Below are 17,127 nucleotides of genomic sequence, written 5' to 3'. Positions count from 1 at the left end.
AAGACCTCATACTTCGCGTGGAAGTATGTCCTGAGCTGGTAGCGACAGTATCCCCAACTTCTCAGCCTGTGCCAGCAGCATCTTGACCGATGAGGGTTGCCACGTCGTCCGCCCGCGGGGGGTGCGCTCGCGCATCGCCTCCAGGCGATCGCAGATGGCCTGCAGGGTCATGTGCGGGTCCGCCCCCTTTATCGCAGCCACGATCGCCGGCAGACGGTCGTCGCCTACGCGTCGGGCGGCACGCCCGAGGACCTCCTCGGGCAGGAAGCCGTCCCGAACATAGGCCCGCACAGCCCTCAGGAGCCGCGGCTGTGTCCATTGTCGGTTCTGGGGCAGGGATGCATTGATGATCCGCAGGATATCCTCCCAGGCCATGTGTGGGCGCATCCTGCGTACATGGGGAACCCAGTCCCCTGCGGTCTGGGCAACGCGTTCCATGTAGCCGTCATGCCGCGCCAGGCGTACCTTGCGCAGCGCGTCAGGGTTTCGGGCACGCAGCCCGGGATTTCCACCGATCCGCCCTTCAAGACGTGCGCTGGCCAGTCCCGCCTTCGTGCGCTCGCGGATCAAGGCCCGCTCGAACTCTGCCGCAGCCCCCAGCACCTGAAGCGTGAACTTTCCCTGGGGCGATGCCGTATCGATCGGATCCTCGATCGAACGAAAGAATGCGCCCTTTGCTTCGAGTTGCTCGATGATCTCCAGCAGATGCGAGAGGGACCGGGCCAGTCGGTCGATCCGAACGACGACCAGTGTGTCTCCCTTGCGGATACCGTCCAGGACGCTCGTCAGGACGGGGCGGGCGCGATTGCCTCCGGAGCCGTGCTCCTCGCGAATGACTGAGCAGCCTGCGGCTTTCAAGGCCTGGGCCTGCGGCAGCAGTGTCTGATCATCCGTAGAGACGCGGGCATAGCCAATCAGCGGCATGTGAGACCATCTTCCAATATTTGAAGACGCCAATAAATGACCGTTTGCAAACAGGTGCAACGCCGATGTCTGCGTCTGCCGTACGGTTGCGCAGATCCTCTGCGCCCAGCACGGGACGGAAATGGGCGCCTTCCTGCGCTCTCTAGGCCGTATTCCAACGCCTTCGGGATTTCATCTGCCTGAGTGGCGGGATGGCAGTGACTTCGGCCCATTTCTGAAAGTACTAGGCAACTGTAGAATGCTGGAAATATGCTAAACTGTTGGTATCATAATCATGGATTATCAGATGGATGTCGGATCGCTGCTTTTGAGTGCCGAGACCCAGGCTGCGAGGGTCGAGGGCATTCTCTTGGCTGACCCCGCCTTGGCTGCACTGTGGCGGATGGAGACGAGCCTTTTGGAGGCTGCCGCCTCGGTCGGCCTTGAAGGTGAACGGATCTCGACACAGGGGATGGTGCTGCGTCTCACCAGTGGCACCGCGATGGACGAGGATGCCCGGGCGGCCGAGATGGCCCTGAAGGTCCTGACCGTCATCCGGCGGCCCGGGGATCCGTTCGGCGCGCCGGTCGCGGCTCTGCGCCGGATCGAAGTGGCCGCCGCGCCCATCGGTCAGACACGCGATGAGGGCGATCGTCTCGAGGATGCGGAGCTGCCCCTGGTCGTGGAGGCCGCTCGCGCTTGGTCCCACGTTCCGATCCTGGCGGGATGGCGCGCGGCGGCCAGCTATGCCTTCCGCTCCCGGCGCAGCAGCCCGGTGGCCGAGCGGCTGGTCTTCATGGCCGTGGAGGGTGCCGCGCGGCACGTGCAGGGGCTGTCTCCTGATCGAAGGGTCGGCCGCGATGAGCTGGACGAGAGGGCAGGGGGCCTGCTGATGCCGGCTGTTGCCGGGTGGATCGTGCCGCCATCCGTGTCGCTGACCCGCACCGGCTTCCGGGTCTGGTCGCCGATGACCGGGTTGGCCTCGTTCCTGGATGCCGCCACGCGGAGCCTCTCACATGATCTCGGTCATCTGGGGACCCTGCGCCATGAGCTGACGCGTCTCACGGCCATGACGTCGTCTGCACACGGGCGGTCGCGCCTTGGCGACTTGATCACCTATCTGAAGGCGCAGCCGGTGATCAGCTCGGCGATGGTCATGGATCAACTGGGGGTGACGCGCCGGACGGCCCTGTCGCTGATCGCCGAGCTCGTCGATGCCGGCTGCCTCAGCAACCTCACCGCCCGCAGCACCTCCCGGTTCTGGGCGCTGCCCTCCCTGGCCTCGCGGATGGGACATGCGGGAGGGGCAGGGGCGGTTCGTCGCGGTGCGCTTGCCGGCCGCGAGGACCCGAGCGAACGCATAAAGCCGACCGGTGCCTTGGAGCGGATAAAGGGAGGGCGCGACGAGGGCCAACTGGACCGGATCATGGCGGATCTCGATGCCGCGATGTCGGGGGTCAATGATGTCGTGCGTCGGGCGGGGGGTCGGGAGCGGAAAGATGAGTGAGCAGTTGGGACCGAAGCGCCTAGGTGTTAGGTAAAGTTGGGGTTAGGCCAGCACTTTTCTTTCTCGAAACCATCTGGGCACATAGTACCTCTGCCTCAGCATGCGTGGTCGTCGCGCTTCAGTGACGAGCTCGTCTCATAGGGTATTCTTCAATTGCTAGGATAAGGATCGCGCCATCAAACCGCGGAATCAAACACCGAGCAATGAAAGTGCCCACAAAACATCGGGTTATTCAGTCCTCGACGACCCTAGTTCGCTCCGGCGAATTTTCCTGCATTAAGCGTCAGCGCCCGCAGCGCGTTCAGAATGACGGCAATATCGATTGCCTCCTGTAGCAGCGCGCCTTGCACGGGGGTCAGATATCCAAGCGCCGCCGCGATCATGCCCATGACCGACAGGCCGATCCCGGCCACGACGCTTTCCAGCGCGATGCGGCGCGCGCCGCGTGCCACCATAAGGCCCGGCAGCAGCCGGTCCAGATGGTCGACCAGCAGGACGACATCCGCCGCCTCGGCGCTGGCGGCGGCGCCGCGCGCGCCCATCGCCACGCCGACATCGGCGGCCGCCAGCGCGGGCGCGTCATTCACGCCGTCGCCCACCATCATCACCGGCCCGTTCAAGCGTTCAGACAGCACCAGCAGCACCTTCTGATCGGGCGTCAGATCGGCATGGACCGCCTCCAGCGACAGGCCGCGGCTGACGGCCATCGCCACAGCGTGCCGGTCCCCCGTGGCCAGCACGATGCGTGCGATGCCCTGTTCGCGCAGGCCCGCTAGCAGGTCGCCGATGCCCGCCCGCAGGCTGTCGGACATGACCAGCCAGCCGGCCGGTTGCCCGTCCACCGCCACCGCGACCAGCACCGCGCCGGGTTCCTGCGCCGCCATGTCCCAAGCCGCAGATCCCGACCGCGCGGCCACGTAGCCCGTGCCGCCGACCACCACGGCGCGGCCATCAACGGTGCCGGTCACGCCCTCGCCCGGGGTTTCGACCACGTCGGTCGGGACGGGCAGCGTGGCCCCCTTGGCACGGGCGGCGGCCACCACGGCCTGGGCAACCGGATGCTGGGAAAACTGATCCAGCGCGGCCGCAAAATAAAGGACCCGGTCCTCGGGCATCTCGCCCGTCGCATGGACCGCAACGATCCTGGGCCGCCCATCGGTCAGGGTGCCGGTCTTGTCCACGATCAGCGTCCTGATTCGGGCCATCGCCTCCAGCGGTTTCGCGCCCTTGATCAGCACGCCAAAGCGCGCCGCGCGTGACAACCCCGCCACCAGCGCCACCGGCACCGCCAGGATCAGCGGGCAGGGGGTGGCGACGACCAGGACGGCCACCGCGCGGATCGGATCGCCGGTGAACCACCACGCGGCCGTCGCCAAAGCGACCGTCAAACCCAGAAACAACAGGGAATACCGGTCCGCCAGCCGCGCCATCGGCGCGCGCGAATTCTGCGCCGCGCGAACCAGCCGCACAATCCCGGCATAGGTGCTGTCGGCCGCGCGGCGGGTCGCACGCAGATCGAACGCCTCGCCCGCGTTGGTCGCGCCGCTCATGACATCGGCACCCTGAGACAGGCGGACGGGCAGGGATTCACCCGTCAACGCGGACTGGTCCAGCATGGCATTGCCTGATGCCAGGGTGCCGTCCACGGGCGCGACCTCGCCCTGCTTGATCAGCAGCAGGTCGCCCGGGGCGATGTCGTCCAGCGGCACTTGGGTCAACCGGCTGTTGCGGTAGAGTGTGGCGGTGCGGGCCACGCGCGACAGCAGCGCCGACATTTCGTGTTGGGCGCGGCCCTGGGCAAAGCTTTCCAGAAACGTCCCGCCCGAATACATCAGCGCGACCACTGCTGCCGCCAGCGTTTCGCCAAAGACCAGCGCCGCCGACATCGACAGCGCGGCCACGATATCCAGGCCGACCTCTTGTCGCGCAAGGCTGCCGATGATTTCGGCCACAAGGGCTGCCAGCACGGGAATGACGCCCACCGACCAGGCCATTGTCGCCAGATCGGCCCGCCCCGCCGCCCACAGGGCCAGGCCGGCCGTCAGGCCAAGCGCGGCAATGGCCAACAGGGCGGTTTTCAGACGATCCTGGGCCATGATCAGCATCTCTGCATCGCCGTGCCGCGGCCAACACGCATTCGGTCGGGTCGCCTGCAGGAATCACATGACATGACGGCACCTTTCTCGCTGGACTAAGACTGGTATCCCATGGGTGACCGGGAATGCCCGGATGGCCTACGACAGGGCCATCATGCGCAATGATGGATTAGATCAGACGGCGGTATAGCCGCCATCGACCAGGTGATAGCTGCCGGTGATGAAGGACGCCCGGCGCGACAGCAGGAAACAGACCAGCGCGGACACCTCTTCGGGGGTGCCGATGCGGCCGATGGGGTGCCGGGCTGCCAGCGCGGCCAGCACGTCGGGGGTCAGGTTCGCCGTCAGCAGCGGCGTGTCGATGAATGCAGGGCCCACCGCGTTGATCCGCACGCCCTGCGCGGCATATTCGATCGCCGCGGTCCGGGTCAGGCCCAACAATGCGTGCTTGGCGGCGACATAGGGGGCCGCATGCGCGAACCCGACCGCGCCCAGGATCGAGGACATGTTCACGATCGACCCGCCCCCGGTTTGTAGCATCGCCGCGATCTGCCAGCGCATCCCATGAAAGACGCCGTTCAGGTTGACGTCGATCACCCGCCGCCAGGCGTCCGACGGATACGCGCCCGTGGGCAGGTCTGGGCCGCCGATGCCGGCATTGTTGACAGCCATGTGCAGGCCGCCGCCGCGGGTCCGGGCAAAATCAACCAGCGCTTTCATTGCGTCCTCGTCGGCGACATCGGCGGCGCAGGGCCATGCCGTCCCGCCCGCGGTGGTGATCGTGTCGACGACCGTCCGGCATGCGTCGTCGTCAAGGTCGCTGACGACGACGGTTGCGCCCGATGCGCCCAGCTCCTGCGCGATGGCGCGGCCGATGCCGGACCCGGCACCCGTGACCAGTGCAGTCTTTCCCGTGAAATCGAACCGAACATCGGTCATGTCGCATCTCCTGTTGCAGGATGTGGGGTAGGTGTCGGTAGGGCGCCTAGCGGCATGCGCCGGGATCCACACCAGCAGCGTCCAGCGTCCATGCGGTCATCTGGCCGATCAGATGACGCGTGGCGGCGTCAAAGGCCGGGATCAGGTCCGCGGTGCGGGTGCCGGCGGCTGGCACGGTCGCCGCAAAGCGGCCACGAGCGATGACCTTCGCCTCCATCTCATCGACCAGCTGCGCCCCGACTCCAAGGCGGATCAGCGTGCCGTCGGCGGACATATCGACGTTGAAATCCTGAACTTCGCTGATCATCGCGACGTCGCCCGACAGGCCCAGGGGCGCGCGACCGACCTGATCAAAGCTGCCGGTCGCGCTCAGGCTTTCGACCAGCAGGCGTTGCAGCATGGCGGGCACCGTGTCCCCCCATTCGGCATCCGGCAGGTACTGCGTCTGCAGGGCCGAAGGGCGGATCATAATGCGGTTGCTGTCCAGCGTCCCGCGCGCCTTGGGCGGTTCGATCACCAATTCGCCAATGCGGGACCGCGGGCAGGACAGCGCTGCCGGGGCGCGCAGCTCGAACAGGTCGCGCTCTGGTTCGCCCTGCAGCGCGGATAGCGCGCCGCAGCCGGGCAGGGTGGCCGTGGCGGCGATCAAAAGGGCGGTCGGCAGGCGCATGGGGAACCTCATCTGCGGAATTCGGGGGTGCGGGGGCCGGACAGCAGCTGCGCCGGGTTGCGCCGCAGGGTCGAGACAAGCTGATCCATGTTCTGGACCAGCGTGCGCATGTCCTGCGACAGGCGGGTGATCTGGGGCAACGTGTCGCCCGCAAAGGACTGAACCGGTCCGCGCGCGCCGTCCAGCACGCCCCGCAGCGACGCGAATGCCGCCGCCGCGTTGTCGGATGCCGCGCGCAGGCTGGCGCCGATGCGGGGCAGGTCCTCCGGCAGGCCGGTCATGGCGGTGGTGACCGCGCTCAGTGTGGTGCGCAGGTCGGCGGCGACGGGCGTCAGATCGCCCATCACGCGTTGCGCGGTGTCGAACGCCCCGGTCCCGGCGGCCAGCGTCGTGTCCAGCCGGTCCAGGCTGGATCGCCCCCGATCGGCCAGATCGCCCAGCCCCGCCGCGCCGCGCTGCACCTCCTGCGTCAGCGTGGCCAGGTCGCCCTGGACATAGCCGTCCACCCGGTCCAGCGTCGCTTGCGCCTGCACGGCGGCGTCGGCAAAGCGGTCCAGCGTGATCGCCGCGCTGCCGCCCAAGCCGTCCATCTGGTCCCCGAACGCCGCGATGCCCGTTGCCGCGACCGCGATTGCATCAGTCGCCGCCGCCACATCCGCCAGCGCCTGATCCAGATTGCCGCTGGAGCGTTCGACATTGTCTAGGATCGCGGCCACCCGCCCCTGGTTCTGCGGCCCCAGGATCTGGGTCAGCTGTTCGGCCACCAGGCTGAGGCGGGCGATGATCTGCGGCCCTTCGTCCGTCAGCGTCTGCAGGGCCGACCGGCTGGAGGCGATGACCGGCACCTCGGACGTGTCCGCGACGCGCAGCAGCGGCGCGCGGGCCGACCCGGCCGTGACCGCGACCAGCGCCACGCCGGTGACGCCCTGCACCTCCAGCGCGGCCAGGCTGTCGCTGCGGATCGGGGTGTCCAGGATCACCTCGATGCGGACGCGCACCGGCAGGGGGTTCCCCGGCGCCAGCCGCATGTCCACGACCCGCCCGACCGGCAGGCCGGCAAAGCGGACCTCGGATGCGGGGCCAAGGCCCGACACCTCGGGGAAATAGACGTCGTAATAGGCGAACTGCCGGTCCAGCTGCAGCTGCGCGAACCACAGCACGAACCCCAAGATCCCCAGGAACCCCGCGATGGTGAAGGCGCCGATCAGCGCGTAATTGGCCTTGGTTTCCATGCGCCTAATCCTTGCCGGTGACGGCGCGCGCACGCGGTCCGTGGAAATATTCGTGGACCCAGGGGTCATCGACATCCAGCATCTGGGCCATCGTGCCGGTGGTCAGCACGCGGCGTTCGGCCAGAACCGCGACCCGGTCGCAGCAGGCATGCAGCGTGTCCAGATCATGGGTGACCAGAAACACCGACAGGTTCAGCGCGTTACGCAGCGTGACGATTAGCCGGTCAAAGGCGGACGCCCCGATCGGGTCCAGCCCGGCGGTGGGTTCGTCCAGAAACAGGATCTCGGGGTCCAGGGCCAGGGCGCGGGCTAGTCCGGCGCGCTTGCGCATGCCGCCCGACAGATCGGCGGGCATGTCGTCATTGGCCTTCCACGGCGGGCCCGCCATGCCGATCTTCAGTTCGGCCAGGCCGCGGCACTGCGCGTTGGTCAGGCCGGGAACGGCGCGCAGCGGAACCTCGACATTCTCGCGCACGGTCAGGGACGAAAACAGCGCGCCGTCCTGGAACATGACGCCCCACCGCTGTTCCAACGCGCGCCGGTCGGGGCCGGACAGCGTGCCGATGCGGTTGCCCAGCACGTCGATGGTCCCGGCCCGGACCGCGTCCAGCCCCACGATGGCCCGCAGCAGGACGGATTTTCCCGTGCCCGACCCGCCGACCACGCCCAGGATCTCTCCCCGGTTCAGGTCCAGGTCCAGGCCGTCATGGACGACGTGGCTGCCGAATTGCGTGCGCAGGCCCCGCACCTGGACAACGGCCTCGTTCACAGCCCCACCCGAGCAAAGAAGATGGAGAATGCCGCATCCGCGATGATGACCGCAAAGATCGCGCTGACCACCGCGGACGAGGTCATCCGCCCCAGGGATTCCGCGTCCTTGCCGACCTGCATCCCCGCGTGACAGCCGATCACGCCGATGATCAGGGCAAAGACCGGCGCCTTGGTCAGCCCGACGATGACATGGGTCACGCTGATATCGGCCAGCCGGGCCAGGAACACGGCCGGGGATATGCCTAGCTCGACCCAGGACATCACCGCGCCGCCCAGCAGCCCCGCGACTGCAGAGATCAGCCCCAGGATCGGCAGCACCATGACCAGCGCCAGGATGCGGGGCAGGATCAGCACCATGTCGGGGTCCAGCCCCAGGGTGCGCATGGCATCGATCTCCTGGCGCATCTTCATCGATCCGATGGACGCCGTCAGGGCCGAGGCCGTGCGCCCCGCGACCACGATCGCGGTCAGCAGGATGCCCAGTTCCCGCAGGATGGAGATCGCGATCAGGTCCACGACAAAGACCTCGGCCCCGAACTGGCGCAGCTGGTCGGACCCCTGAAAGGCCAGCACCACCCCGATCAGAAAGGACATGACCGTGACGATGGGCACCGCGCGCAGGCCGGTTTCCTGCGCGTGATGGACCAGAGCCGTCAGCGGAAACCGCGTCGGATGGCGCAACGCGCGCGCCAGCGCGGCCAAGGTGCGGCCCAGATATTCGGCCAGTTGGACCAGGTACAGGCCCGCGCCCGTGACCCGTTTTCCCGTCGCCTGCAGCATGCGCTGCCATGCTGGCACGAAGGGCGGCGGCGGGTCGGCCACGGGCAGCGCGGCCGTCACCGTGGCCAACAGGTCGGCATGCCGCGCGGACAGGCCGGTCAGGGCCGCCCCCGCCGCGCGTCGTCGCGCCAGCTCCCACGCGCCGGCGGTGTCCAGGCGGGCGAGGGCGGCCAGGTCGATCCCGGTCGCGTCCTGTGGGGGCAGCTGGCCCAGGGTCCAGACGACAAGATCGCCCGACAGGACCAGGCGCGGGCCCTGCGGATCGACGGTCAGTGTCGGGGCCAGGCGGGTCATGCGTGCCGTGGGGCGGCAAGGGGCAGGGCGGCGTGCATGGGGGTCGTTCCGGTGCGGTCTGTCTGGCCCCGATCATCGCACGCCAGGGCAGGGCGCGCCTTGATCCAGATCAGGCGACCGAACCTCACGACAGGGTCAGGGTGATGGCGTGACACCCCCCGTCCAGCGGGACAAAGGCGCAGGGACAGCGATCGGCATCGCCGCCGCGCGTGACCTCGACCGTGATCGTCGTTCCATCGACCTGCAGGCGCGCGGTGATGCCAGGCCAGTCCTGCGGTAGGCAGGGGGCGATCACCAAATGGCCGCCGCGGCGCCGGATGCCCAGGATGCCCTCGGTCGCGGCCCGGTACATCCAGGCAGCGGAACCGGTATACCAAGTCCAGCCGCCCCGCCCGACATGGGGCGCGACGGAATAGACGTCGGCCGCCACGACATAGGGTTCGACCCGATAGCGTCCGGCGTCCTGCGGGGTCAGCGCATGGTTGATCGGGTTCACCATCGCCAGCAGCCGCGCGGCCGCCGTGCCGTTGCCCATCCTGGCATGGGCCAGGATCGCCCACATGGCGGCATGGCTGTACTGACCGCCATTCTCGCGCAGGCCCGGCGGATAGCCCGCGATATAGCCGGGGTCGTTGCCCGTCGCCGCCCCGTCGAAGGGCGGCGTGAACAGCAGGACCAGCCCCGGATCGGGCACGACCAACTGCGTCTCCAGCGACCCCATGGCGCGGGCGGCGCGGGTGGGGTCGGCGCCGCCGGACAGCACGGCCCAGCTTTGCGCGATGGAATCGATCCGACTGGCCGGAGAGGCCGCCGATCCCAGCCAGCTACCATCGTCGAAGGTCGCGCGCCGGTACCAGTCGCCGTCCCAGCCATGCGTCTCCAGCGCCGCGGCCAGCCTGTCGGCATGGTCGCGCCACTCGACCGCGATCACGGGGTCGCGGGCATCGGCCAGCCGCGCCATGCGGCGCAGCGCGTCCAGCAGCAGCCAGCCCAGCCAGACACTCTCTCCCTGTCCGTCTTCGCCGACGCGGTTCATACCGTCATTCCAGTCGCCCGTGCCGATCAGCGGCAGGCCCAGGGCACCGGTCTGCGCGATGGCGCGGGACAGCCCTAAGGCGGCGTGATCCCACAGCGTGCCGCGCTGTGCGGACAGGTCGGGCAGGAAGAACGCATCGTGCTGACCCGCCGCCACGGCGGGACCGTCCAGATAGGGCAGGTCGTGGTCCAACACGTCCAGATCGCCGGTCACCGCCACGTAATCCGCCACCGCATGCGCCAGCCAGACGCAATCGTCCGAAATGCGGGTGCGTACCCCCTGACCCGAATGGGGCAGCCACCAGTGTTGCACATCGCCTTGCGGAAACTGCCTTGATGCTGCGTGCAGCAGATGCGCGCGTACCCGTAAGGGCTGGGCCAGCGTCATCGCCATGCCGTCCTGCAACTGATCGCGAAAGCCGTATGCGCCGCTGGCCTGATAGAATGCCGCGCGGGCCTGAATGCGGCAGGCCAGCGTCTGATAGGGCAGCCAGCCGTTCACCATGATGTCCATGGCCCGGTCCGGTGTCGACACCTGGATGGTGCCTGTGACCGATTGCCAATGCGCCTCGACCTGCGCCAGCAGATCTGCGGGGTCCGCGTCGCGCATCCGGGCGATCAGCGCCTGTGCTTCGGTGGTCGTGGGCGCCTGTCCCAGCAGATGCCCGACCTGCACCGTGGCGCGCGGCGCCAACAGCACCGGCGTTTCCAGCGACAGGCAGGGGTCCAGGCCCGCGCCTGCGCGCCCCGACAGGCGGGCGGTCGGGGGTGACAGCGCACCGTCCGGTCCCAGAACCTCGGCCCGGTCGCCGCTGACGGCGGTTTGTACGCCCATCAGGTCGGCGAACATCACCCGGTCGGGAAAGGCCACGTTCCACGGGTTGCGGACCAGCAGGGCCCCGGTGTCCGCATCGCGTTCGCTGACCAGATGCTGCGCCGACCCGGCGCGGGTGACACCCATCACCGGCTGCGTGCAGGCGATCACGGTCAGCCGCCGCGGCTGCGTGCCCAGGTTGCGGATCTGCAGGGTTGAAATCCGCACAGCACCCTCCAGCGGCACGAACTGCAGCAGCTCCAGCGCCAAACCGCCTGCGTGATGGTCGAACCGGCTATAGCCCATGCCGTGGCGGGCGACGTGCCGTCCCGGACCCGCCAGCGGGCGGGCGGTGGGCGAAAAGACCGCGCCCGTGTCGTCGTCGCGGATCAGGAAGGCCTCGGTCGCGGGGTCCGTCACCGGGTCGTTGGACCAGGGGGTCAGGCGGTTTTCGCGGCTGTTCTCGGCCCAGGTGCAGCCTGCGCCGGTGGCCGAGACGTGAAAGCCGAAGCCGTCATTGGCGATCACGTTGATCCAGGGCGCGGGGGTGGTCCGGCCCTGGTCCAGGATCACCACGTATTCGCGCCCCCCGCGGGCAAAGCCGCCGGTGCCGTTGAAGAACTCCAGCGTCTCGGCCACGCCGGTTGCCGCGTCGGTCCGGGGCGGCGCGCCGTGCGGCACGCGGGGCATGCGGACGGCCTTGGCGAGCGGTGCGGCCATCGCGGCCACCTGATCGGCCAGCGGTCCGTTGCGCGCGATCAGCACCACACGGGCAGTGGCCAGCAGCAGCGCGGTGACCTCGGGCGGCAGCAGGTCGCGGCGCAGGGCATGGACCTGACCGCCCGGCGCCTCGGCCTGCGCCCGCGGACGGGCACCGCGCAGTGCGGCCTCGATGGCCGATTGCAGGCCCTGGACATAGGACGCCGGGTGTTCGTTCAGCATCACCACGTCCACGGCCAGGCCCTTCATGCGCCAGTATTCCTGCGCCAGCAGGACCTGTTCGACCTGCGCCATGTCGTGCTGATCCGCGATGCGCATCAGCACGATGGGCAGATCGCCGGAGACGCCCTGCGACCACAGCACGGACTGCTTGCCTGGCGCCCCGGTTCCCGCCGGGGCGCGGAACCGGCCGTCCGGCCACAGGATCGGCGCGGTCATCGCCTGGAACGCCGCGGCCTGGGCTGTGGTGATCCCCAGATGGCGCAGTTGCACCTGGGCCTGGGTCCAGGCCAGGGTCCGCGCGCGGTCGACCGCGTTACGGTCATGATGCCTGTCGATCAGGTCGATCAGGCCCGCCCGCGTGTCGGCCACCACCGTCCAGAAGGCCAGCCGCGCCGCCCCGCCCGGCGCGATGGTGATGCGATGGCGCAGCGCGAAGGCCGCGTCCAGCACGGTGCCGACCCCGCCCTGCAGCGTGGCCCCCGGTGCCAGGGCCGCCGCGTGGCGCAGATCATTGTCGCGACCCAGAAAGGCGGCGCGGTCGGTCTCGAACTGCATGGGCGCGGACTGGGTGGCCTCGACCACCGTGAAATGGGCGGCCCAGATGCGTGGCTCGCCCGGGCTGCGCGGGCGGCGGGTCGCGATCAGCGCGCCGTATTCGGCCAGGTATTCGGTCTGCACGAACATCTTGGCAAAGGCGGGATGCGCGGCCTCGGCCTGCGGCGTGGTCAGGACCAGCTCGGCATAGGAGGTCAGCTCCAGCGACACCGGCACGCGGGCGGTCGAGGTCAGCGTCAGCATCCGCACCTCGGCATCGTCCTCGCCCGACACAAGCACCTCCAGCGCGGTGGACAGCGGGCCGTCCTGGCGCTGGAACAGCACGCGATCCTCGAACAACTCGACGCGGGCGTGATCGGTGGGGTCCGCGCCGCCGATCCGGGTCAGGGCCTGCGTGCGCAGATCGCGGATCCACAGGCGGCTGCCGCCCTCGTCGCAGGCGGGATCGGTCTCGGCCCGCGTGACCGCCAGCGGCCCCCACCGGCTGGTGCCGCCGCCCGTGGCGGTCAGGGTCACGCCATAGCGGCCATTCGACAGGATATGCGCGATCGGCGGCCTGTGGGGCGCCCCCTCGATCATGGCCATGCGCTGCATGTCCTCGGTCGAGGCCGGGCGGGGGGCACTGGCGTCCAAGCGGGGGATCGCGGCGGGAATATTGCGCGGGATGCGTTCCTGGAGCAGCAGTTCGGCCGCGCGGATCGCGGGTTCGGCGTGGAACCGCGCGCGCATGCGCCCGTCCTGCAGCACGTTGGCGATGGAGACGATGGTCATGCCCTGGTGATGCGCCATGTGGCTGCGCACCAGCGCCACGGCCTGCCCGGTGGGGCGGCGCAGGGGCGTGAAATCCAGCGCCTCGTAAAAGCCGAAGGGCCCCACCGCGCCCAAATCGGCCAGTTGCGCCAGGTTGTCTGCCGCCGCCTGCGGATCGACCATCGCGGCCAGCGCGCTGGCATAGGGCGACACGACCAGATCTGCCTCCAACCCCCGCTTGAGGCCAAGATCGGGCACGCCAAAGCTGGAGTACTGGTAATTCATCTGCAGGTCGCGCGCGTTGAAACCGGATTCCGACAATCCCCACGGCACTCCGCGGCGGCGGCCATAGCGTTGCTGGGCCACGACCGACTGGCGATTCGACTGATCCAGCAGGCTGCCCGGCGGTTCGTCCATGACCAGGATCGGCATCAGGTATTCGAACATCGACCCCGACCACGACCCCAGAGTCGCGCCGCCCGCCATCGGGACGGCCGGGCGGCCAAGCCGGAACCAGTGGGTTGCGGGAATGTCGCCCTTTGCGATGGCGAACAGACTGGCCAGCCGCGCCTCGGACGCCAGCAGGTCATAGCAGCTGCGGTCGCGGGTGTTCTCGGACTGGGCAAAGCCGATCGACAGCAGCTTGCGGTCGGGGTCCAGCAGAAAGCCGAACTGCATCGCCCAAGCCATGTCATGCGCCTGCACGGCCAATGCGCGCAGGGCGTCCAACTGGTCGGGGTCGGGATCGGCCAGATGCGCCGCCGCCTGATGATGCAGCGATGCCAGCCACGGGCAATCCGTGCCGGCCCCGCGGGTCAGGCGCGCGATCGCGGCCCATTCGGGCTGCGGCGCGGTGATGGCGACCGCGATCCGGTCCATCAGCTCGGGGTTGCCATCCGGGCGGGCAAGGTCCAGCGTGTCCAGCAGGCCGGGGCGGACGTCCTGGTCCGGCGCGTCGGCCCAGTCCTGGCAGGCTTGCGCCAGCGCGATCAGATGCCCGGCCAGATTGCCGCTGTCCACGGTCGAGACATAGCGCGGGGCCAGCACCGTGCCATCGGTCGTATCGTACCAGTTGAACAGGTGGCCATTCAGCTTTTCCAGCGCTGCGACCGATTCCAGCGTCTGTTGCAGGCGGGACACCGTCTCGGGCAGGCCGATCCAGCCGAAATCCCGCGCGGCGACGCAGGACAGCAGATAGAGGCCGATATTCGTGGGAGAGGTGCGGGCCGCCGTCAGCGGCACCGGCGTTTCCTGATGGTTGTCGGGCGGCAGGTGACGGTGTTCGGCCGTCACGAAGGTCTGAAAGAAATGCCAGGTCCGACGCGCGGTCAGGCGCAGGGCCCGCGCGGATTCGGGCGACAGGGGCCGCGCATCGGGGGGCTGCACCCGCCCGCTGCGCTGCGCGATCAGGGGTGCGGCCAGCCACAGCAGGGCAAAGGGCAGGACCAGCGGCATCCCGGCCGGGGCAATCGCCGCGACAATCGCCACGACGATCACGGTCAGCGCCAGACCGCCCGCCATACGGCGCGCCAGCGCGGCAAGGTCCGGGCGCGGCCCGACCTGATCTTGCGCGGCGGTGGTCCATTCCAGCAGGTGGCGGCGCGACACGCGCATGCGCCATGCGGTGCGCAGGATCGCGTCGCCCATGCGCCACGCGGTGTCGGGCAGCATGGCCAGCGTCAGCGCCAGCTGCGCCAGTGCCGCGCGCGCATCGCCCGCCGATTGGCGCAGGTGGCTGCGCATATCTGGGGATGGGCCGCGCGGCATCATGCCAAGCAGCATGGGCAGGATGGAGGGCAGGGCCAGCACGACCAGCAGCAGCGCCGTCGCCGCGACCGGCTGCGGCGACAGCCAGCCTGCCAGCAGCGCGGCCAGCGTGAAGGGCGCCAGCAGCGACCGGCGCAGGGTATCGGCGATCTTGATGCGTCCCAGCATGGGCGTGGCCGCGTCCGTCACGCGCCCTGCCAACTGCCAGTCGCCGCGGGTCCAGCGGTGCTGGCGGGCGGCGGCCAGGTCGTGGCGGGCGGGGAACGCCTCGACCACCTCGATGTCCGAGGCCAGGCCCGCGCGGGCGAACACCCCCTCCAGCAGATCGTGGCTGAGGACAGTGCCCGGCGCGATGCGGCCCGCCATCGCGGCTTCGAATGCGTCGACGTCATAGATGCCCTTGCCCGTGAACGATCCCTGGCCGAACAGGTCCTGGAACACATCGGACGCGGCCGAGGCATAGGGGTCCATCCCCCCCGGCCCCGACGTCGCGGCCAGATAGGCCGTCATGCCCGACCCAAGCGCGGGCGTCACCCGCGGTTGCAGGATGCCGTATCCGGCGACCACCATGCCCCGCGCCGCGTCCAGACGCGCGCGGTTCAGCGGATGCGCCATCTTGCCGATCAGCCGCGCCGCCGCGTCGCGCGGCAGCCGCGTATCGGCGTCCAGCGTGATGACAAAGCGCACGTCGCGGGACCGGGGGCATGGGCAGCGTTTAGCGCCGCGACCCGCCGCGCCGCCAGTGCCAGCAGATCGGCGTCGCCCGGCATGTCCTGCTGCGGCGCGTCCGCCCCGTCCGTCAGCAGCGCAAAGGTCAGATCGCCGCCGGTCCCGGACAGGTGGTGAATCTCCAGGCTGTCGAACTGGCGCTGCAGGTCGCAGGCGTCGGTCATGATCACCGGCACGACGACCAGCGTGCGCATCGCGGGCGGGACACCCTCGCGCAGGTCCAGGCCCGGCAGCAACGCGGCCCCCACGGACCGCGCGACCATCACATCAACCATCACTATCGACAGCGCAGAAAGAGGTATGATCATCGCGATCAGCCAAGGCCAGCCTGATCCGGTCAGCCACGCGGCCAGCGAGGTCAGTATGACGGTGGTACCCGCGATCAGCCCCAGATAGCCCGACAGGCCCGCGGATATACCCAGCCTTCGCAGCCACAGCCGAGGCGGCGGGCGAAAGCCCACCGCCCGTTCCAGCGCCGGGCGGCCCGCGTCGATCAGGTGCCAGCCGGGATCGGCGGCCGGGGTATCGCGCGTGCTGTCGGCCGCCAGGGTCACCGCCATGTCGGCAAGCTGCGTCTCGCTCCGGCCACTACCGCGCGACAGCTCCTCAACTGCACTGCGGTAGAGGTTGCGGCTGGCGAAATCCATGCGGGCATGGCCGGGATGGCGGCGCAGATGCGCTTCGACGAGGCTGACATCCTCGAACAGCGTGCTCCAGTCGGTGGCGGACAAGCCTCGAAAGGCGGTGATGATGTTGCGCAGCGTCACGTTCGACGCGCCTAGCCGTTCCTGCGCATGGCGCACAACGCTGTCGACTGAGGCACCCTGTGTCGCCAATCGCTCCGAGAGCCAGCCCACTGCGGGGGTCACGTCAGGGTCCAGCAGTCGCAGCCGTCCGGCCAACTGAGCCGCGAACAATTCCGACATTGGGTTCGCAATTGCACCGGACAGCAGGTCGGGATGCCCCCCTCCCGGCGCCAGGATACGGTCGGCCAGTTGATCCGCACGGCTGCGGTCCTGCCGGCCCAGGGCCATCTGGTCGGTCAGACGGCGTAGGTTCTCGACCAGAACGATGCGCAAGGTGATGGCAACGGCCCATAATTCGCCGATCGTCAAGGGCTGGACCGTTTGATAGGCGATTAGGAAGCGGCGCAGTGTCTCGGCATCGAAGTGGCTGTCCGTATGCGCAACAAAAGCCCAAGCAATCCCGAAGACGCGGGGGTAGCCTGCAAATGGCCCCGACTGCAGTTTCGGCAGCAGCCGATAGTAGCCGGGCGGCAGGTCAACGCGGATCTCGCGGATCTGCGCTTCGACCAGATGATAGTTGTCCAAAAGCCAGTCCGC

General features: G+C 69.0%; 10 protein-coding genes. 1 reads left to right on the top strand and 9 read right to left on the bottom strand.

What is annotated here, in order from left to right:
• Positions 1-6 precede the first annotated feature (6 nt).
• Positions 7-924 (bottom strand): recombinase family protein, encoded by a 918-nt coding sequence (locus tag GBO37_RS10760; protein WP_252928941.1) that lies wholly within the window; start codon positions 922-924, stop codon positions 7-9.
• A gap of 274 nt (positions 925-1,198) precedes the next feature.
• Between GBO37_RS10760 and GBO37_RS10755 the strand changes: the two genes are divergently transcribed.
• A complete protein-coding gene (locus GBO37_RS10755) occupies positions 1,199-2,410 on the top strand; it encodes a helix-turn-helix domain-containing protein (RefSeq protein WP_252928938.1) in 1,212 nt (403 codons plus the stop codon).
• Positions 2,411-2,658: 248 nt separating this feature from the next.
• Here GBO37_RS10755 and GBO37_RS10750 read toward each other — a convergent pair whose 3' ends face one another.
• The 8 genes from GBO37_RS10750 to GBO37_RS10715 form a co-directional block, all read right to left on the bottom strand.
• Positions 2,659-4,506, bottom strand: coding sequence for a heavy metal translocating P-type ATPase (locus tag GBO37_RS10750; RefSeq protein ID WP_252928936.1), 1,848 nt, complete (start codon positions 4,504-4,506; stop codon positions 2,659-2,661).
• A 174-nt stretch (positions 4,507-4,680) separates the two neighbouring features.
• Positions 4,681-5,445, bottom strand: a complete 765-nt coding sequence (locus GBO37_RS10745) for an SDR family NAD(P)-dependent oxidoreductase (RefSeq protein ID WP_252928934.1) — start codon at positions 5,443-5,445, stop codon at positions 4,681-4,683.
• Positions 5,446-5,491: 46 nt separating this feature from the next.
• Positions 5,492-6,115, bottom strand: coding sequence for an ABC-type transport auxiliary lipoprotein family protein (locus GBO37_RS10740; protein ID WP_252928932.1), 624 nt, complete (start codon positions 6,113-6,115; stop codon positions 5,492-5,494).
• An 8-nt stretch (positions 6,116-6,123) separates the two neighbouring features.
• The gene (locus GBO37_RS10735) at positions 6,124-7,347 is read right to left on the bottom strand and encodes an MlaD family protein (protein ID WP_252928930.1); all 1,224 of its coding nucleotides are present in this window, start codon (positions 7,345-7,347) and stop codon (positions 6,124-6,126) included.
• Between the two features lie 4 nt (positions 7,348-7,351).
• Positions 7,352-8,116, bottom strand: a complete 765-nt coding sequence (locus tag GBO37_RS10730; RefSeq protein WP_252928928.1) for an ATP-binding cassette domain-containing protein — start codon at positions 8,114-8,116, stop codon at positions 7,352-7,354.
• Positions 8,113-9,192 (bottom strand): ABC transporter permease, encoded by a 1,080-nt coding sequence (locus GBO37_RS10725; RefSeq protein WP_252928926.1) that lies wholly within the window; start codon positions 9,190-9,192, stop codon positions 8,113-8,115. The genes GBO37_RS10730 and GBO37_RS10725 overlap by 4 nt, the downstream gene beginning before the upstream one ends.
• A 124-nt stretch (positions 9,193-9,316) precedes the next feature.
• Complete coding sequence (locus GBO37_RS10720; protein ID WP_252928924.1) at positions 9,317-15,742, bottom strand: GH36-type glycosyl hydrolase domain-containing protein; 6,426 nt, start codon at positions 15,740-15,742, stop codon at positions 9,317-9,319.
• A complete protein-coding gene (locus GBO37_RS10715; RefSeq protein WP_252928922.1) occupies positions 15,679-17,115 on the bottom strand; it encodes a hypothetical protein in 1,437 nt (478 codons plus the stop codon). Before GBO37_RS10715 ends, GBO37_RS10720 begins: the two co-directional genes overlap by 64 nt.
• Positions 17,116-17,127: the final 12 nt, after the last annotated feature.

The organism is Paracoccus sp. 08 (genome assembly GCF_024105395.1).
GTDB classification, from domain to species: Bacteria; Pseudomonadota; Alphaproteobacteria; order Rhodobacterales; family Rhodobacteraceae; genus Paracoccus; species Paracoccus marcusii.
Note: the sequence above shows the minus strand (reverse complement) of the source record. Positions and strands in the feature narration are given on the sequence as shown.